The sequence below is a fragment of the Streptomyces sp. SYSU D01066-1 genome (genome assembly GCF_054956795.1).
In genome coordinates this window covers 1-17,797 of sequence record NZ_JBUDHV010000052.1, presented here as the reverse complement: position 1 = coordinate 17,797, position 17,797 = coordinate 1, and the positions used below count along the sequence as shown (strand labels likewise).

Genomic DNA, 17,797 nt, shown 5'->3' with positions numbered 1-17,797 from the left:
CCCGCCTCACCGGGGAGATGGGCGGTTTTGGGAGGGTGTGGCCGGTGGCCGCGGTCCACCGCTCGCCGTTCGTCACCGGCCGGTCCGCGCGCGTCCGTCCGTCACCTCCGCGGGGGCGGGCCGTCGATCGGGCGGCCGAGGACGCCGGGGCGCCGCTGCCAGGGCCGGGGCCCGGTGGGCGGCCGGTAGTCGACGCCCAGGGCGTCGAGTCGCGCGTAGTGGCCGGTCATCCGGCGCTCGAACTCCGCGAAGTCCCGCTGCTCCGGGGCGGGCAGGGCGCTCCAGGCGACCTCGGCGAAGGCGGCGAGCCTGGGGAAGGTCTGGTAGTCCACGCGGGCCACGCTCTCCATCGCCTCGGTCCAGACGTTGGCCTGGGTGCCGAGGATCCGCCCGGCCTCCGCCTCCGTCAGCTCCGCCGGAACGGGCTCAAACCGGTAGACGTCCTCCAGGGTGCGCACGTACCCGATCGGCACCGGCTCGTCGGCGCCGCCGTCCTGCCGGTGGTCCAGGTAGACGTGCTGCTCGGGGCAGACGACGACGTCGTGCCCGGCGCGCGCGGCGGCGACGCCGCCCCGGTAGCCGCGCCAGGAGGACACCGCGGCGCCCGGCGCGAGACCGCCCTCCAGGATCTCGTCCCAGCCGATGAGGCGCCGCCCGCGCGCGGCGAGCCAGTGCGCGAAGTGCGCGATGAACCAGGCCTGCAACCCGTCCTCGCCGGCCAGTCCCAGATCCGCCGTCCGCGCCTTCGCGGTCGCCGACCGCCGCCACTGTTCCCTGGGGCATTCGTCACCGCCGACGTGAATGAACTCCGAGGGGAAGAGGTCCAGGAGTTCCTCGAACACGCCCTCGTAGAAACGCAGGGTGTTCTCGGTGGGGGCGAGGACGTTCGGGGAGATGCCCCAGGTGTCCCAGACGCCGAGCGCCGAGGTGTCGACGACGTCGGTGTTGCCGAGTTCCGGATACGCGGCGATGGCCGCCTGCGAATGGCCGGGCAGGTCGATTTCGGGGACGACGGTGATGTGCCGTTCGGCGGCGTAGGCGACGATCTCGCGGATGTCGTCCTGGGTGTAGAAACCGCCGTGCGGTTTGTCGTCCCACAGGGGTGAGGCGCGGTGGCCGAATTTGGTGCGGGACCGCCAGGAGCCGATCTCCGTGAGCTTCGGGTACCGCCTGATCTCGACGCGCCAGCCCTGGTCGTCCGTCAGGTGGAAGTGGAACACGTCGAGTTTGTGCGCGGCCATCAGGTCGAGACAGCGCAGGACGCCGTCCTTGGGCATGAAGTGCCGGGCGACGTCCAGCATCAGTCCGCGCCAGCGGAAACGGGGGGCGTCCTCGACGGTGACGGCCGGCAGTTCCCACTCCCGGCCCGGCCGCAGCGGGGCGCGGCGGAAGGCGTCCGGACCGAGCAGCTGCCGCAGGGTCTGCGCGCCCCAGAAGACACCGGCCGCGTCACCGCCCCGAATGCGCACCGAAGGCTCCCCGGCGTGCTCCCCGGTGACCAGGCGGTACCCCTCGGGCGGCAGGTCCGGGTCGATGCCCAGCTCGATCCGCCGCGGGCCGTCGCCGTCCGCGAGCGGCAGCCCGGTCGCCGCGCCGAGCGTCATCCGCAGCCGGCGCGCGACCTCCTCGGCGCCGGGTCCGGCCGCCAGCCGGGTCCCGGGGTCCAGGCGGACCGGTCCGCAGGCGCCCGGCCGGAGTTCACGTGGCGCGGGGATCAGATCGACGTCCATGGTCACCTCAGTCCCTTCAGTCCTTCATCGCTTCGCCGAGGCCGGAGACGGGCCGTCGTCGCACGAGTACGCGTACGGGGAGGACCGGCACCGGAATTCCGTCCGCCGTGGACGCGGCCGTCCCACCGGCCCCGTCGGAGCCGTCCGGTGCGCACAGGACCGGCGGTGTCATCGGCGGGGCGGAGCGCGAGGTGCCGCTGATGACGAACGGCCCGGTGAACACGGGCCGTTCCGGGCGGGGACGGCGAAAGGCTCCGGTGACCGCCGGAGCCGGCGGGAGCGGCGGGAGCGGCGGGAGCGGCGGGAAAAGAATCCGCCGGGGAAATCCCGCCCGGCTCCTCCCGTCGCGGCGCACGGCCCCTCTATTTCCCGTGGCACGCCTTTCCCGAAACCCCTGGACATCCGGATCGCGAAGGGCGGCGGGAAAGCGGTGCGAGGCGGGATCAGCGGCCCCGGTGTGTTCGACCGGGCGGGGGCCCGCGGAGGGAGGGACAAGGGGATGACGGGCGATTCCGCCGGCACCCTCGGGACCGCCGGGAACACGGCCGGTGAGGTGGTCCGTAAACGGGACCGGAATCGTGTCACGGCGGTCGCGGCGGGAAACGCGACGAGCGCCGGGACGACCACGTCGGCACCGGCCACGACGAGGCCGTCGGGGAAGTGCCGGCCGAATTCCCGCTGTTCCGACGGGCCTCGGAAGGAGCCGGGAGGAGGCGCCGACGGCCACCGGAAGGGACCGGGCGAGGGCGCCGACGGCCACCGGAAGGAGTCGGGCGACGGCGCCGACGGCCCCGGCCGGGACGCGCCCGGCCCGCTCTCCCCGGCCCGCCTGGACGCGCCCGGCCCGGGTCGTCCCGGCCGGTCGGGGCGCGCTCGACGCCATCCGGCGCAGCGGGAACGCCACGACGGCCGCGATCGGTACCGCCGACGCCCCGGCGGCGGATCTCCACGGACGCCTCACGGTTCCTCCCCCTGGTGCCACGACAGCGGCGGGCGGCCGGGGAACACGGCGAGCGGGACCGGCCGTCGCGGGCGGCCGAGAGGCACGGCGAGCGGGACCGGCAACCACAGGTGACCGAAGGGCACGACAAGCGGGACCAGCAACCACAGGTGACCGAAGGGCACGACAAGCGGGACCAGCAACCACAGGCAGCCGGAAAGCACGGCGAGCGGGACCGGCCGTCGCAGGCGGCCGAGAGGCACGGCGAGCGGGACCGGCAACCACAGGTGACCGAAGGGCACGGCGAGCGGGACCGGCGGCGGCGCGCGGCAGGGTGCCGGTCGTCCCGTCCCGCGCGGAGGAGGAGCCACCGGAGCGGCCGTGGCGGGCTTCGGGAAGGCCCGCGGCGACGTCACCGTCGCGCACGGCCCCGTGGGGACCCGCGCCCGGCCCCGCGCCCCCCTGGGTCCGTGCCGCCCCCGCTCCCGTCGTCCTCGGCGGGCCGCTCCTCCGCCCCGGCCGCCGGCTCGGACCCGGGTGCGCTCCACGCGGGCCGGGGACGCGGGCGGTGGCGGTGACAGCGACGGCGGCGAGGAGCGGCGGGACCGGTCCGACGGCGAGCTTCATACAGCGGCCCTCCGCGGGCGTTGCGGCACACGCAATGGCGATCTCGCCCTGCACACCACCATGGAGGCTAAGCACCGCACGGACACGCCCACAAGAGGTCTGAACCTCTTCCGGCGGCGCGAGGCCCCCGGAGCGCGTCGGGACACGCGCCGCGGAGGCCCGCGGGAAAGACGGGAGCTACTTCTTGCCGTCGCCCTTGCCCTCGTCCCCGCCGCCGCTCATGGACTCGTAGATCTCCTTGCACATGGGGCACACCGGGTACTTCTTCGGGTCCCGGCCCGGCACCCAGACCTTGCCGCACAGCGCCACGACGGGCGTGCCGTCGAGGGCGCTCGCCATGATCTTGTCCTTCTGGACGTAGTGGGCGAAGCGCTCGTGGTCGCCGTCGCCGTGGGACACCTGTGGCGTCGGCTCAACGAGGGTCCCCGTACCAGTCCCGCGCTCGGGCTCAAGAGTGCTCATAACCGCCAAGGGTACTGAAGCTCACACGCTTCAGTTGAGCGACGGGTCGTCCGGGTAGGTCGCCACCATCGCCAGCTCGTTGCGCTGGCGGCGCAGCACCTCGCGCCAGAGTCTCTCGGGCAGCGGCGAGGAGACGTCGCCGGGTTCGGACTCGACCACGTACCAGGCGCCCTCGGCCAGTTCGTCCTCCAGCTGGCCCGGTCCCCAGCCGGCGTACCCGGCGAAGATCCGCAGGCTGCCCACGGCGGGCGCCAGCAGCTCCGGCGGCGCCTCCAGGTCCACCAGGCCGATCGCGCCGTGCACCCGGCGCCAGCCCAGCGGGGCGCCGCCGTCGCCGTCCCCGGGGACCACGGCCACGCCGAGGGCGGAGTCCAGGGAGACCGGGCCGCCCTGGAAGACGACGCCGGGGTCGCCGGCCAGCGCCGCCCAGCCGCTCAGGATGTCGCCCACCCCGACCGGCGTGGGCCGGTTGAGGACGACGCCGAGGGAGCCCTCCTCGTCGTGGTCGAGGAGCAGCACCACCGCACGCTCGAAATTCGGGTCCGCCAGGGCGGGAGTGGCCACGAGCAGCCGCCCTGTGAGCGAGGACACCTCGGTCATGCCTGACATGATCCCGCATCTTCCCGCGCGGTGGGGAGGCGATCGGGGGCACCGGAGTGAACGCGCCCCGGACGGCGCCCCGGCACGCCCCGCCGCGCGCCCGCCACCGTGACCCCGCGTGTCCGGCGGGGAACGCCCCGTGTTGTGACACGGCCGTGAACCGGCTGTGTCCTCCCTGGGCTTACGGCCCGGGGGCGGGGGGCGATTACCCTTTCCCTTCTGCCCCCTGCCCCACCCCACGGAACGCGAGATTCATGACCGTCAACGGCGCTGATGACGTACTGCTTGTCCACGGCGGAACCCCGCTGGAGGGCGAGATCCGTGTCCGCGGTGCGAAGAACCTCGTACCGAAGGCCATGGTGGCCGCGCTCCTCGGCAGCGCGCCGAGCCGGCTGCGCAATGTTCCGGACATCCGCGACGTGCGGGTCGTACGCGGACTGCTGCAACTGCACGGCGTGACGGTCCGTCCGGGCGACGAACCGGGCGAGCTGGTGCTCGACCCGACCCACGTGGAGAGCGCCAACGTCGCCGACATCGACGCCCACGCGGGCTCCAGCCGCATCCCGATCCTCTTCTGCGGGCCGCTGCTGCACCGGCTCGGTCACGCCTTCATCCCGGGTCTGGGCGGCTGCGACATCGGCGGCCGGCCCATCGACTTCCACTTCGACGTGCTGCGGCAGTTCGGCGCGACCATCGAGAAGCGGGCGGACGGCCAGTACCTGGAGGCCCCGCAGCGGCTGCGCGGCACCAAGATCCGGCTGCCGTACCCGTCCGTCGGCGCCACCGAGCAGGTGCTGCTGACGGCGGTGCTCGCCGAGGGCGTCACGGAGCTGTCCAACGCGGCCGTCGAGCCCGAGATCGAGGACCTGATCTGCGTCCTGCAGAAAATGGGCGCGATCATCGCCATGGACACCGACCGGACCATCCGCGTCACCGGCGTGGACGAGCTGGGCGGCTACAACCACCACGCCCTCGCCGACCGCCTGGAGGCCGCCTCCTGGGCGTCGGCGGCGCTGGCCACCGAGGGGAACGTCTACGTCCGCGGCGCCCAGCAGCGCTCGATGATGACGTTCCTGAACACCTACCGCAAGGTGGGCGGCGCCTTCGAGATCGACGACGAGGGCATCCGCTTCTGGCACCCGGGCGGACGGCTGAAGTCCATCGCCCTGGAGACGGACGTGCACCCCGGCTTCCAGACGGACTGGCAGCAGCCGCTGGTGGTGGCGCTCACCCAGGCCACGGGCCTGTCCATCGTCCACGAGACGGTCTACGAGTCCCGGCTCGGCTTCACCTCGGCGCTGAACCAGATGGGCGCCCACATCCAGCTCTACCGCGAGTGCCTGGGCGGCTCCGACTGCCGCTTCGGGCAGCGCAACTTCCTGCACTCGGCCGTCGTGTCGGGCCCGACCCGCCTGGAGGGCGCCGACCTGGTCATCCCCGACCTGCGCGGCGGGTTCTCGTACCTGATCGCGGCCCTGGCCGCGCAGGGCACCTCCCGGGTGCACGGCATCGACCTGATCAACCGGGGCTACGAGAACTTCATGGAGAAGCTCGTGGAGCTGGGCGCGAAGGTGGAACTGCCGGGCAAGGCACTGGGCTAGACGTCCTCCGCGACGCCGATGGGGCGGTCACCCTGACTCGGGTGACCGCCCCATCGGCGTTGACACGGCGCCCCGTCAGGGGCGCGGGGGCCGGGCCGGCCCGCGGCTCCGCCGGACGGCTCGGCCGGCCCGCGGACGCCCCCGGCGGACGCTTACTTGCCCTTCGCCGCTTCCTTGAGCTTGGAGCCCGCGGAGACCTTCACGCTGTAGCCGGCCGGGATCTGGATCGGCTCGCCGGTCTGCGGGTTGCGAGCGGTGCGAGCGGCACGGTGGGTGCGCTCGAAGGTCAGGAAGCCGGGGACGGTGACCTTCTCGTCGCCCTTGGAGACGATGTCGCCGACGACCTCGGCGAACGCGGCCAGTACGGCGTCGGCGTCCTTGCGGGTCACCTCGGCGCGGTCGGCCAGCGCGGCCACCAGCTCACTGCGGTTCATGTTGTTACTCCCGTGTTCTTCTTGCCGTTGAGGCGTGGCACGCGGCGTAGCCGCATGGTGGGCAGGTCCGTCGCCGGACCCACGCGCCCAGGGAGGCATCCTGCCTCTACCTGCGGCGGTAAAGCCAATCCGGCACCCGCAGGAGTCGCGAGAACACCTACGGGAGTCACGCGAAGGGACTGCCCGGGCCCGGCCGCCCACCCTAAGGGGACGCCGGGGCAGGCCGGCCCAGCGACGCGCGGTGAGGACCGCCCCGCCTCCGTGGCGATCCTCACAACCGGCGCTCGCGGTCGGCCCGCGGCCCGCGGTCCGGACCGCCTCAGGAGGCGGTGGCCCCCGCCGCCCTGGCGGCCTCGCGCACCGCCCCGGCCACGGCGCCCGCGACCTTGTCGTTGAAGACGGACGGCACGATGTAGTTCGGGTTCAGCTCGTCCTCGGTCACCACGTCGGCCAGGGCCGTGGCGGCGGCCAGCATCATCTCGGTGTTGACGGTGCGGGACTGGGCGTCCAGCAGGCCGCGGAAGACGCCCGGGAAGACCAGCACGTTGTTGATCTGGTTCGGGAAGTCGCTGCGGCCGGTGGCGACCACGGCGGCCGTCCGGCGGGCGACGGCGGGGTCGACCTCGGGGTCGGGGTTGGCCAGCGCGAACACGATCGCGCCGTCCGCCATCGCGGCCACGTCGTCGCCGTCCAGGACGTTGGGGGCGGAGACGCCGATGAAGACGTCGGCGCCGCGCACGGCCTCCTTCAGGGTGCCGGTGAGGCCCTCGGGGTTGGTGTTGTCCGCGATCCAGCGCAGCGCCGACTGGGGGGCGGCGTCCACCAGGTCCTCGCGGCCGGCGTGCACCACGCCGTGGATGTCGGCGACGACGGCGTTCTTCACCCCGGCGGCCAGCAGCAGCTTCAGGATCGCCGTACCGGCCGCGCCCGCGCCGGACATCACCACCCGGACGTTCTCGATGCCCTTGCCGACCACGCGCAGGGCGTTGGTGAGGGCGGCGAGGACGACGATGGCGGTGCCGTGCTGGTCGTCGTGGAAGACGGGGATGTCCAGGGCCTCGCGCAGCCGGGCCTCGATCTCGAAGCAGCGGGGCGCGGAGATGTCCTCCAGGTTGATGCCGGCGAAGCCCGGGGCGATCGCCTTGACGATCTCCACGATCGCGTCGGTGTCCTGGGTGTCCAGGCAGATCGGCCAGGCGTCGATGCCGGCGAACCGCTTGAACAGGGCCGCCTTGCCCTCCATGACGGGGAGCGCGGCCTTGGGGCCGATGTTGCCGAGGCCGAGGACGGCCGAGCCGTCGGTGACCACCGCGACGGAGTTGCGCTTGATGGTCAGGCGGCGCGCGTCCTCGGGGTTCTCGGCGATCGCCATGCAGACGCGGGCGACGCCCGGCGTGTAGACCATGGAGAGGTCGTCGCGGTTGCGGATGGGGTGCTTGGACGCCATCTCGATCTTGCCGCCGAGGTGCATCAGGAACGTACGGTCGGAGACCTTGCCCAGGGTGACGCCCTCGATGCCGCGCAGTTCCTGCACGATCTCGTCGGCGTGCGAGGTGGAGCCGGCCGCGATGGTGACGTCGATGCGGAGCTTGTCGTGGCCGGACGCCGTGACGTCGAGGCCGGTCACCGAGCCTCCGGAGGACTCCACGGCTGTGGTGAGCTGCGAGACGGCGGTTCCGCTCGCGGGCACCTCCAGCCTGATGGTCATCGAGTAGGAGACGCTGGGCGCCGTAGCCATGGCCGACTTCCTCTGCTTTTTACCGTGTCGCTTGGTGTCGCTTGGTTGTGCCGTCCGATGGTCGCACCTACCCCTGAGTACGCGGTAGCCGCCCCCATTCCAGGAAAACCTTTTCCACGATACGAGAACTCATCGATCGTGAGAAGAGATGCCGGGGACGGGAATCACCCCGCGGGGATCGTTTGTTACCTTGGATGTGGCACCGGCCCGATCCAAGCCCCCGGGCCCAACCTTCGTCGCTACGAGCGACCACTTGCCGCGAGGCGAGCATGGCGGGTCGGTGTCACTCAAGCGCACGGGCGAGGCCCGCACCGGCATCCGGTGCGGGCCTCCTCCCGTCTCAGTCGCGCAGCAGGTCCGGCACGCCCGCCGCGTCCGGTTCGTCCCGCTCCCCGGAGACGACCGTGAGCCGCTGGGTGGCCCGGGTCAGGGCGACGTAGAGGACGCGCAGCCCGGCCGGGGACTCGTCGGCGATCTCGGCCGGGGAGACGACCACCGTGGCGTCGTACTCCAGGCCCTTGGCCTCCAGGCTGCCGAGCGCCACGACCCTCCCCCAGTCTCGACTTCGCTCGCCCGGGGGGACCCCCACGCCGAGCCCCGCCAGCCAGCGCCGGGCCTCCTCGCGGCGGTTCATGGCGACGACGACGCCGACCGTGCCGTCGACCTCCGCCAGGAGCCGCGCGGCCTCCTCGCGGACGGTGTCGGGCAGGGAGCCGCGGACGACGGCGAAGCGGGGGGCGACGCCGGTGGAGCGGACCGCCCGCGGGGAGGCGGAGCCGGGCATGGCCAGGGCCAGCACCTTGGCCGCCAGTTCGGCGATCTCGGCGGGGTTGCGGTAGTTGACGGTCAGCTCGAAGCGGCGGCGGGGTCTGCTGCCCAGGGCCTCGTCGCGGGCCGCCGCCGCCTCGTCCGGGTCGGACCAGGAGGACTGGGCCGGGTCGCCCACCACCGTCCAGGTGGCGTGCCGGCCGCGGCGGCCGACCATGCGCCACTGCATCGGCGTGAGGTCCTGCGCCTCGTCGACGATGACGTGGGCGTACTCGGCGCGCTCCTCGGCCAGCCGCTCGGCCCGCTCCCGCCGGGTCTCCTCGCGCCGCGGCATCAGCTCCTCCAGGCCGGTGAGCTGGTCCAGCGGGTCCAGCTCGCGGCGCGTGCGCGGGCGGGCCGGGGCGCCCAGGATCGCCTGGAGCTCGTCGAGCAGGGCGACGTCGTGCACCGAGTACCCCTCGCGCCGCAGCGAACGGGCCACCTTGCGCACCTCGCCGGGGGTGAGCACCCGCCGCGCCCAGCGGCCCAGCCGCTTCTCGTCGGCCATGGCGGCCAGCACCGAGCGCGGTGTCAGCTCCGGCCACCAGGCGTCGAGGAAGGCGATGAACGGGTCCTCGCCGGTCACGTCCTCGTCGAAGGAGGAGCGCAGCTCGGCGGCGAGTTCCGGGTCGGTGTGCCGGCCGGCGGCGCCGGACTTGGCCCACAGGGCGTCCAGGAGCAGCCTGCGGGCGCGGGGGCGCAGCAGGTTGACGGGGGCGGTGCCGCCGAGCGCGGTGCGCCGGATCTCCGCCAGCTCCTCGGCCTCCAGTTCGAGCCGGCGCCCGAAGGCGACGACCCGCAGCCGGGCCGGTGAACCGTCCGGCTCCAGGGCTCCGCGCGCGGCCCGGCGCAGCACCTTCAGCATCCGGACCGAGCCCTTGGCGCGGGCGGTGGCCGGGGAGTCGTGGAGCGTGGCCCCGGCGCCGGACGCGTCGTCGGCCAGGGAGCCGATGGCGCGGATGGCGACCTGGCCCTCCTCGCCGAGGGAGGGCAGGACGCCCTCGGTGTACGCGACGAGCAGCGGGGTCGGGGAGACGATGAGGATGCCGCCCGCGTACCGGCGCCGGTCCTGGTAGAGCAGGTACGCCGCCCGGTGCAGGGCGACGGCGGTCTTGCCGGTGCCGGGGCCGCCCTCGACGTAGGTCACGGAGGCGGCGGGGGCGCGGATGACCAGGTCCTGCTCGGCCTGGATGGAGGCGACGATGTCCCGCATGGTGTGGGTGCGGGCCTGGCCGAGGGCGGCCATCAGGGCGCCGTCGCCGACCACGGGCAGCTCGTCGCCGTCCAGGTACGCCGTGATCTCGGGGCGCATCAGGTCGTCCTCGACGCCGAGGACGCGCCGCCCCTTGGAGCGGATGACGCGCCGGCGCACGACCCGCCCCGGGGCGACCGGGGTGGACCGGTAGAACGGCGCGGCGGCCGGCGCCCGCCAGTCGATGACCAGCGGGGCGTACTCCGCGTCCAGGACGCCGATCCGGCCGATGTGCAGGGTCTCGGCGATGTCGGCGGTGCCGTCCGGCCGCACCGCCCCCTCGGCGGGCTCCACGGCCGTGTACGCGCCGTCCGGCCCCTTCTCGCCGTCCTTGCCCCGCAGCAGGTCGATCCGGCCGAAGAGGAAGTCCTCGAACTCGTTGTTCAGCCGGTTGAGGTGGACGCCCGCCCGGAAGACCTGGGCGTCCCGCTCGGCCAGCGCGCCGGGCGTGCCCACCTGGCCGCGCCGGGCGGCGTCGTCCATGAGGAACTCCGCCTCGTGGATCTTCTCCTCCAGCCGGAGGTACACCCGGTCCAGGTGCGCCTGCTCCCCGCTGATCTCTCGGTCTCGTACGGAGTCGGAGTCGTCCCGTACCGGATCGTCTCGTACGGCGTCCCTGTCCGAGTCGACGGCCGAATCCTGTTGCGCCTGTGCGGCCACCGGGCCCCCTTCTGACGTGCTGGGCAGCCGTCAACCGTACGCGAAGGGGGCCGGTGAGGCTACGCGTCGACCTCGACCAGGCGCTCGCCGCCGAAGGTCATGACCTCGAAGTGGTCGATCTGGTTCGGCTGGAAGGCCGCGCCGCCGTGCACGTAGAGCGGCTGTTTGGCCTTGGCGGTGGTGGCGTCCGGGATGCCGTACCCCCACTCCGGGACGGACCACGAGGTGACCGTCTCGCGCTCGCCGTTCTTCCCCACGGCGATCAGGGCGCACTTCTCCGGTCCCTTGACGTTCTTCAGCTCCAGGACCGCGTGCGTCCCCCACGCCTTCTCCTCCACCGCCACGGTGGCGCTGACCTGGGTGGCGGGGTCGGTGGCGCTGACCCGGTCGGTCATGTCGCCGAAGGCCTCCTGGGCGGGTCCGGCGCTCGGCCGGGCCTCGCTGCCGCGGCCGCCGCCGTCCCCGCTGGTGGTCGCCACGGCGGCGAACGGGCCGCCGACGATCAGCGCGGCGGCGGTGCCCACCAGGTAGAGGTTGCGGCGCTTCTTGCGCGCGCGCCGCTCGGCGACCTCGTCGACGAGTTTCTCCGCCAGCCGCGGCGCGGGCCGGGCGGACAGGGACTCGCCGAGCGCGGGCGTGCCCGCGCCGCCCGCCGCGCCGCCCGGCAGACCGGCGAGCGCGGCCATCATCGGCTCCAGGCCGGCCAGTTCGTCGAGCTGCTGGGCGCACCACTCGCAGCCGGCCAGGTGCCGTTCGAAGGCGGCGGCCTCGGCCTCGTCGAGGATGCCGAGGGCGTAGGCGCCGACGGTCTCGTGCTCGCTGGGCACCCCGGACTCCCGCATGGGGCCAGCCATACCCGAACCTCCCGCGCCGAATCCCCCGTGCACACCGTTCGTCACGCCGTCACCCCCCGCTCCTCCAGTGCCAGCTTCATCGACCGCAGGGCGTAGAACACCCGGGAGCGGACCGTGCCGCTGGGTATGCCCAGCGTCTCGGCCGCCTCATTGACGGTACGCCCCTTGAAGTACGTCTCGACCAGCACTTCCCGGTGGGCCGGGGTCAGGTCGTCGAGCGCGTCCGACAGCGTCATCAGCCACAGCGCCTTGTCGATCTCGTCCTCCGCGGGGATGACCTCCAGCGGCGACGGATCGACCTCCTGCGGCCGGGCCTGCCGGCTGCGGTGGTTGTCGATGACGATGCGCCGGGCGACCGTCACCAGCCAGGGGCGTACCGATCCGGTCGCCCGGTTGAGCGAACCGGCGTTCTTCCAGGCCCGGATGAGCGTCTCCTGCACGACGTCCTCGGCGCGCTGCCGGTCCCCCGCGACCAGCCGCAGCACGTACGCCAGCAGGGGTCCGGCGTGTTCCCGGTACAGCGCCCGCATCAGGTCCTCGTCGGGCTCCGGGGAGGACCTGGCGGACATCCGGTGTCGGGCCCTCGTACCGCGTTCCTTGGCCACGACGGGATCCTTGCGCACGCCCACCTCCGGTGTCCGGGGGTTCCCCCGAGTCGGTCGCTCGCCCATCCGGTACGGACGGGGAGGGTGAGGTGTTCAAAGGGAGCCGACAGATTTGCGCGCCGTTCCGGTGCTGAGTACGGGTACTCATGCCCGGACGGGCGTTCGCGGCCAGAGTGGGGGCACCTCAACCACCGTGTGAACAAGGGAACTTGATGATGCCGAAGCCACGCCTGCGCCGGTTCGCCTCGCTCGCCGCGGGCAACTGGCCCGCCCGGGGCTATCTGGCCCTCGTCGCCGTCTCCGTACTGCTCGTGCTCCTGTTCCCGGACCTGCCCCTCCCCGTGGACCCCATGCTGCTCACGGCGCCGCTGTCGTTCGCGGGGGTGTTCCTGCCCTTCGGGCCGGGCAGCGCGGCACAGGGGGCGGCCCTGACGCCGGCCGTCGGGCTCTGGCTGCTGTGGCTGGTGCTGTGCGCCCTCGTCAACGCCGCGGTGCTGGGGGCCCTGGTCGAGGAGCGGACGCCCGCCGCGCCGGCGCCCCGGACGCAGACGGCGCCCTGGTCCGGCGGACGCGCGCACCGGCTGCGCGCCCTGCTGGCCCCCGCCGTGGACAACTGGCCCGCCCGCGGCTACCTCGCCCTCGTGGCGGCCTCGCTGGGCTTCTTCCTGTACGCCGTGTACCTGTCGCCGGACCCCGGGTTCGCGGGCATCTGGCCGACGCTGGCCACAGCTCCGCTCGGCTTCGTCGCCCTGCTGGCGGTCCCGGCCGGACCCGACTGGTTCGGGACCCTGGCCTTCTCGGCCGGCGTGGCCCTGTCCGGGCTGTTCAACGCGGTCCTGCTGGGCCTGCTGGTGCGCAGGCTGCGCCCGCTGCCGCAGGCGCCGCAGGCGCCGGCGGGCGGCGCCTGAGCGCCCTCGGGGGCGCGGGGGCGCACTGGTCCCGCGGCCACCGCCGCGGGGGCGCCGTACCGGCACTTGGGCCGGCCGTCAGGCACGGGCCGGCCGTCAGGCACGGGCCGGCCGTCACGCACAGGCCGGCCGTCACGCACAGGCCGGTTGCCACACACGGACCGGTCGCCACACACGGACCAGTTGCCACACACGAACCGGCCGTCACGCACGGGCCGGTGCGGCGGCCCGGCGTCGGTGGCGGGCGACGCGTTCGCGGTTGCCGCAGATCTCGCTGGAGCACCAACGCCTGCGGCGGCCCCGGGACGTGTCCAGGTAGACGACCGGGCAGTTGTCGCCCTCGCACTGGCGCAGGCGCGCGCGGGCCGCGGGGTCGGTGAGCAGGTCCACGGCGTCCCGGGCGAGGGCGCCGAGCAGCGCCGCGCACTCGGGCGGCCCGGTCAGCACCCGTACGAGGTCGCCGCCCTCGGTGGGCAGCGCGCGGGGGGCCGGGGGCGCGGCGCGGGCGAGGTCGTTGACACGGGCGAGCGCGCGGGCGTGCGGGTGCGCGCCGGGGGTGAGGCGGTCGCGCACCAGGCGCGCGGTGTGGGCGCGCAGGTCGCGGAAGCCGGTGAGCCAGGCGTGGTCGGCGTGGTCGAGGAGGGTGCCCGGCGGGACCAGTCCGGAGCCGGTGATCCAGGCGCGCAGGGTGTCGACGGAGTCGAGGCGTTCGCCGGGATGGGCGGTGGCGAGGAGGTCCAGGCAGGGTCGTCCGGTGTCGAAGCGTGCCATGTTCCTGTCACCGCCCGGGCTCTGGGACTGGGGAACCGTCCTCCCACAGTGCCCGCCCGCCCGGACGGCCGGAACCCCCCGTACCGCCCGGGGTGGCTACTCGTCCCCGTACTTGGTCTCCGCCGACGGGTCCAGGGCGAGCCGGTAGCCGCGCTTGACGACGGTCTGGATCAGCTTCGGGGCGCCCAGGGCGGTGCGCAGCCGGGCCATCGCCGTCTCCACGGCGTGCTCGTCGCGTCCGGCGCCGGGCAGGGCGCGCAGCAGTTCGGCGCGGGGCACCACCCAGCCGGGGCGGCGGGAGAGCGTCCGCAGCAGGGACATCCCGGCGGGCGGTACGGGTTTCAGCTCGCCGTCCACCAGTACGGCGTGCCCGCGGATCTCCACCCGGTGCCCGGCGACCGGCAATGACCGCGCCCGGCCGGGCAGTTCCCGGCACAGCAGCTGCACCAGGGGCCCGAGCCGGAACCGCTCCGGCTGGACGGTGTCGATGCCGCGGGACTGGAGGGGCAGCGCGGTGACCGGGCCGACGCAGGCCGGCAGCACGTCGTGGCCGAAGGCGGTGAGCAGTTCGGGCAGCAGGCCGCGTTCGTCGGCGCGGGAGAGCAGGGAGGCGGCGGCGGGCGCGCTGGTGAAGGTGACGGCGTCCAGCCCGCGGGAGACGGCGGCGTCCAGCAGCCGGTCGACGGGCCCGATGTCCTCCGGCGGCATCCACCGGTACACGGGCACCCCGACCACTTCCGCGCCGCCCGCCCGCAGCGACTCCACGAATCCCGGCAGCGGCTCCCCGTGCAGCTGGACGGCGACCCGCCGCCCGTCGACGCCCTCCTCCAGCAACCGGTCCAGCACCTCCGCCATGGACTCGGACGACGGCGACCACTCCTCGGTCAGCCCGGCGGCCCGTACCGCGCCCTTGACCTTGGGGCCGCGCGCCAGCAGCTCCACCGTGCGCAGCCGCCCCAGCAGGGCCTCGCCGAGCCCCCACCCCTCGGCGGCCTCGATCCAGCCCCGGAACCCGATGGCGGTGGTGGCGATGACGACGTCGGGTGCCTGGTCGATGAGCTCCTTGGTGGCCGCGAGCAGCTCACCGTCGTCGGCGAGCGGCACGATCCTGAGGGCCGGGGCGTGCAGCACGGCGGCGCCGCGCCGGGTGAGCAGGGCGCCCAGCTCGTCGGCCCGGCGGGCGGCGGTCACGCCGACGGTGAAGCCGGCCAGGGGTCCGTGGTCGTCGGTTCGCTGCTGTACGTCGTCCATGGCCTCGTCCCGCTCGGATCACTTGCGCCCATCGTGCCGACCGAGCCTGCCAACGGCTCGTGACAGGCTCGGTTCGGCTGTATGTCACCGGTGTTACGTCACACGTTGGAGTAGCTGAGCTGCGCGTTCTCCTCCGTGCGGGCGGCGGCGTCCGGGGCGCCGGCCGTCGTACGGCGAAGGTATACCGACCAGGTGAGGGCGAAGCAGGCGGCGTAGAAGGCGAGGAAGGCGACGAAGGCGCCGGTGCCGGAGCCGTAGGAGAGGAAGGACTGCCGGAAGGCGAGGTTGATCCCGACGCCGCCGAGGGCGCCCACGGCGCCGATCAGCCCCATGGAGGCCCCGGACAGCCGCCGCCCGTAGGAGGCCGCCGCCTCCCCCGTCAGCCCCTTGGCCTCGGCCTTCGCCTGGAAGATGCCGGGGATCATCTTGAAGGTGGACCCGTTGCCGAGCCCGCTGAGCACGAAGAGCACGACGAACGCGGTGACGAACAGCCCCAGCGAGTCCCGCATGCTGGCGACGATGAGCACGGCGGTGGCGGCGCCCATGGCGACGTAGTTCCACAGCGTGATCCTCGCGCCGCCGTACTTGTCGGCGAGCTTCCCGCCGACCGGCCGGATCAGCGAACCGAGCAGCGGACCGATGAAGGTCAGGTAGGCGGCCTGGAGCGGCGTCCGCCCGAACCCGCTCTGCAGCACCTGCCCGAAGGCGAACGAGTACCCGATGAACGACCCGAACGTCCCCACGTACAGGAAGGACATGATCCAGGTGTGCCGGTCGCGGGCGGCGTCCTTGGCGGCGCCGGTGTCGTTCTTCACGGACGCGATGTTGTCCATGAACAGCGCGGACAGCACGGCGGCGACGACGATCAGCGGGATGTAGATCCCGAGCAGCACCCGCGGCCCCCCGCTCGCCCCGATGATGGCGAGCGCGGTCAGCTGGATGACCGGCACCCCGATGTTGCCGCCGCCGGCGTTCATGCCGAGCGCCCAGCCCTTCTTCCGGAGCGGGAAGAAGGCGTTGATGTTGGTCATGGAGGAGGCGAAGTTGCCGCCGCCGATGCCGGCCAGCAGGCCGACGAGGAGGAAGGTCGAGAAGGACGTCCCCGGCTCCATGACGACGAACGCGGCCACGGTCGGCACCAGCAGCAGACCGGCGGAGACGACCGTCCAGTTCCGCCCGCCGAAGACGGCGACGGCGAAGGTGTAGGGGACCCGGACGACGGCGCCGACCAGCGTCACCACGGACGTGAGCAGGAACTTGTCGGCGGGGGTGAGCCCGTACTCCGGCCCCATGAAGAGCACGAGCACGGACCACAGGGTCCACACCGAGAACCCGATGTGCTCGGAGAGCACGGAGAAGAACAGGTTCCGGTTGGCGATCCTCGCTCCGGTCCGCTGCCAGAACGACTCGTCCTCGGGATCCCAGTGCTCGATCCAGCGGCCTCCTGCTGCCATGACGCCTCCACGCTCCTCCGGGCTTCGGATTTCCGAAGGTAGGGAGGCCGCGTTTCGGCGCTGTGGCTGTGGGTGACCGGTGGGGAACGTTGCCCTCACCCCGCGGGGGGCAGGGGTGAGAGGTCCGGGCCCGTCAGCTCGGCCCGGACGGACTTGCCGTTACCCTCCCTCCGCGCGGTGACGCGGGCCGCGAGCCCCTCGACCACCGCCAGCCCCCGGCCGGACTCGGCATCGGCGCCGGGCGCTCCAGCGCCGGCCGGCACCACCCCGGCTCCTCCGCCGCCGCTGCCGGCCCTTGGCCCTGCTCCTGACCGCCGGCCAGGCTGCGGACAGCCCCCAGTTCATCCCCGTGCTCGCCAAAGTGCGTGTCCGTGGGCTCGTCGGGCGTCCTCGCACCCGGCCGGACGCGGTCGCCGGGGACAAGGCTTACTCCTCTCGCGGCAACCGTGCCCATCTGCGTAAACGCCGTATCAAGGCGGTCATCCCGGAGAAGAAGGACCAGGCGGCCAACCGGAAGAGGAAGGGCCGGCACGGAGGCCGGCCCGTCACTCACGACGCCGAGCTCTACAAAGAACGCAACACCGTCGAGCGCCTGATCAACAAGCTCAAGGCATGGCGCGGGATCGCCACCCGCTATGACAAAACCCCTGAGAGCCACCTCGCCGGACTCCACCTCCGCGCCTCCATGATCTGGATCAAGGACCTCACCCGAGCCACTCAGTGATCACGACCCGATACAGGCCCTAGGGGGCGTCTTCAAATGTCACGCCCACATCAGGAGTGATGCGAGGGTGACGGCTGCCTGGTAGGACTCGGCGGTCTTGTCGTAGCGGGTTGCGATGCCGCGCCATTGCTTGAGTCGGTTGAAGCAGCGTTCGACCACGTTGCGCTGCTTGTAGAGCTGCTTGTCGAAGGCCGGCGGTCGTCCGCCGCGGCTGCCGCGTCGGAGTCGGTTGCGGACCTGGTCGGCCCGCTCGGGGATGGTGTGGCCGATGCCGCGCCGCCGCAGCCAGGTGCGGATGGCCCGGGAACTGTAGCCCTTGTCGCCCAGCACGTGGGCGGGCCGCACTCGGGGCCGTCCCGGGCCGACGCGGGGGACCCGT

The 17,797-nt window shown here is 73.4% G+C and carries 14 protein-coding genes and 1 pseudogene; 3 read left to right on the top strand and 12 right to left on the bottom strand.

The annotated features are described in order from the left end of the window. Nucleotides 1-101: 101 nt before the first annotated feature. The 3 genes from ACY1JF_RS30315 to ACY1JF_RS30305 all read right to left on the bottom strand — a co-directional run bounded on the left by ACY1JF_RS30315 (nt 102) and on the right by ACY1JF_RS30305 (nt 4,359). Nucleotides 102-1,730 carry a beta-N-acetylhexosaminidase gene (locus ACY1JF_RS30315; RefSeq protein WP_462708473.1) on the bottom strand — a complete coding sequence of 543 codons (1,629 nt, stop codon included), beginning with the start codon at nt 1,728-1,730 and terminating at the stop codon, nt 102-104. A gap of 1,744 nt (nt 1,731-3,474) precedes the next feature. After that, the gene (locus ACY1JF_RS30310) at nt 3,475-3,759 is read right to left on the bottom strand and encodes a DUF3039 domain-containing protein (RefSeq protein ID WP_189419969.1); all 285 of its coding nucleotides are present in this window, start codon (nt 3,757-3,759) and stop codon (nt 3,475-3,477) included. Between the two features lie 30 nt (nt 3,760-3,789). Continuing rightward, nucleotides 3,790-4,359 carry a YqgE/AlgH family protein gene (locus tag ACY1JF_RS30305; protein ID WP_462708472.1) on the bottom strand — a complete coding sequence of 190 codons (570 nt, stop codon included), beginning with the start codon at nt 4,357-4,359 and terminating at the stop codon, nt 3,790-3,792. A gap of 254 nt (nt 4,360-4,613) precedes the next feature. Between ACY1JF_RS30305 and murA the strand changes: the two genes are divergently transcribed. Beyond that, complete coding sequence (gene murA, locus ACY1JF_RS30300; protein WP_462708471.1) at nt 4,614-5,960, top strand: UDP-N-acetylglucosamine 1-carboxyvinyltransferase; 1,347 nt, start codon at nt 4,614-4,616, stop codon at nt 5,958-5,960. Nucleotides 5,961-6,112: 152 nt separating this feature from the next. Here murA and ACY1JF_RS30295 read toward each other — a convergent pair whose 3' ends face one another. The 5 genes from ACY1JF_RS30295 to ACY1JF_RS30275 all read right to left on the bottom strand — a co-directional run bounded on the left by ACY1JF_RS30295 (nt 6,113) and on the right by ACY1JF_RS30275 (nt 12,334). After that, a complete protein-coding gene (locus tag ACY1JF_RS30295) occupies nt 6,113-6,394 on the bottom strand; it encodes an HU family DNA-binding protein (protein WP_004987462.1) in 282 nt (93 codons plus the stop codon). A 319-nt stretch (nt 6,395-6,713) separates the two neighbouring features. Next, entirely contained in the window at nt 6,714-8,132 is a 1,419-nt protein-coding gene (locus ACY1JF_RS30290) for a malic enzyme-like NAD(P)-binding protein (RefSeq protein WP_462708470.1), read from the bottom strand. 340 nt (nt 8,133-8,472) lie between these two features. Continuing rightward, nucleotides 8,473-10,851 (bottom strand): HelD family protein, encoded by a 2,379-nt coding sequence (locus ACY1JF_RS30285; protein WP_462708469.1) that lies wholly within the window; start codon nt 10,849-10,851, stop codon nt 8,473-8,475. Nucleotides 10,852-10,910: 59 nt separating this feature from the next. Next, the gene (locus ACY1JF_RS30280) at nt 10,911-11,705 is read right to left on the bottom strand and encodes a zf-HC2 domain-containing protein (protein ID WP_462708468.1); all 795 of its coding nucleotides are present in this window, start codon (nt 11,703-11,705) and stop codon (nt 10,911-10,913) included. A gap of 41 nt (nt 11,706-11,746) precedes the next feature. Beyond that, complete coding sequence (locus ACY1JF_RS30275; RefSeq protein ID WP_462708467.1) at nt 11,747-12,334, bottom strand: sigma-70 family RNA polymerase sigma factor; 588 nt, start codon at nt 12,332-12,334, stop codon at nt 11,747-11,749. Between the two features lie 191 nt (nt 12,335-12,525). Between ACY1JF_RS30275 and ACY1JF_RS30270 the strand changes: the two genes are divergently transcribed. After that, nucleotides 12,526-13,218 (top strand): SCO4225 family membrane protein, encoded by a 693-nt coding sequence (locus tag ACY1JF_RS30270; RefSeq protein WP_462708466.1) that lies wholly within the window; start codon nt 12,526-12,528, stop codon nt 13,216-13,218. 204 nt (nt 13,219-13,422) lie between these two features. On the opposite strand, the gene ACY1JF_RS30265 is transcribed toward ACY1JF_RS30270, so the two are convergent. From ACY1JF_RS30265 to ACY1JF_RS30255, 3 genes are all read right to left on the bottom strand, one after another. Beyond that, entirely contained in the window at nt 13,423-13,989 is a 567-nt protein-coding gene (locus ACY1JF_RS30265) for a CGNR zinc finger domain-containing protein (protein WP_462708465.1), read from the bottom strand. A gap of 96 nt (nt 13,990-14,085) precedes the next feature. Then, nucleotides 14,086-15,240: a uroporphyrinogen-III synthase gene (locus ACY1JF_RS30260; RefSeq protein ID WP_462708464.1), complete on the bottom strand. Its 1,155-nt coding sequence runs from the start codon at nt 15,238-15,240 to the stop codon at nt 14,086-14,088. 98 nt (nt 15,241-15,338) lie between these two features. Next, on the bottom strand, nt 15,339-16,694 hold the full coding sequence (locus tag ACY1JF_RS30255) for a nitrate/nitrite transporter (RefSeq protein ID WP_462708463.1): 1,356 nt from the start codon (nt 16,692-16,694) through the stop codon (nt 15,339-15,341). A 280-nt stretch (nt 16,695-16,974) separates the two neighbouring features. Between ACY1JF_RS30255 and ACY1JF_RS30250 the strand changes: the two are divergent. Further along, a pseudogene (locus ACY1JF_RS30250) lies at nt 16,975-17,418 on the top strand (IS5 family transposase); the annotation flags it as partial. Between the two features lie 39 nt (nt 17,419-17,457). On the opposite strand, the gene ACY1JF_RS30245 reads toward ACY1JF_RS30250, so the two are convergent. After that, on the bottom strand, nt 17,458-17,797 hold a 340-nt coding region (locus tag ACY1JF_RS30245; protein WP_462708462.1), incomplete at its 5' end, for a transposase.

Bases quoted from the DNA above. Each gene is read 5' to 3' on its own strand.
- ACY1JF_RS30295 (WP_004987462.1), bottom strand. From the start codon at position 6,394: ATGAACCGCAGTGAGCTGGTGGCCGCGCTGGCCGACCGCGCCGAGGTG.
- ACY1JF_RS30270 (WP_462708466.1), top strand. From the start codon at position 12,526: ATGCCGAAGCCACGCCTGCGCCGGTTCGCCTCGCTCGCCGCGGGCAAC.
- ACY1JF_RS30255 (WP_462708463.1), bottom strand. From the start codon at position 16,694: ATGGCAGCAGGAGGCCGCTGGATCGAGCACTGGGATCCCGAGGACGAG.
- murA (WP_462708471.1), top strand. From the start codon at position 4,614: ATGACCGTCAACGGCGCTGATGACGTACTGCTTGTCCACGGCGGAACC.
- ACY1JF_RS30260 (WP_462708464.1), bottom strand. From the start codon at position 15,240: ATGGACGACGTACAGCAGCGAACCGACGACCACGGACCCCTGGCCGGC.
- ACY1JF_RS30265 (WP_462708465.1), bottom strand. From the start codon at position 13,989: ATGGCACGCTTCGACACCGGACGACCCTGCCTGGACCTCCTCGCCACC.
- ACY1JF_RS30280 (WP_462708468.1), bottom strand. From the start codon at position 11,705: ATGGCTGGCCCCATGCGGGAGTCCGGGGTGCCCAGCGAGCACGAGACC.
- ACY1JF_RS30305 (WP_462708472.1), bottom strand. From the start codon at position 4,359: ATGACCGAGGTGTCCTCGCTCACAGGGCGGCTGCTCGTGGCCACTCCC.
- ACY1JF_RS30290 (WP_462708470.1), bottom strand. From the start codon at position 8,132: ATGGCTACGGCGCCCAGCGTCTCCTACTCGATGACCATCAGGCTGGAG.
- ACY1JF_RS30315 (WP_462708473.1), bottom strand. From the start codon at position 1,730: ATGGACGTCGATCTGATCCCCGCGCCACGTGAACTCCGGCCGGGCGCC.
- ACY1JF_RS30310 (WP_189419969.1), bottom strand. From the start codon at position 3,759: ATGAGCACTCTTGAGCCCGAGCGCGGGACTGGTACGGGGACCCTCGTT.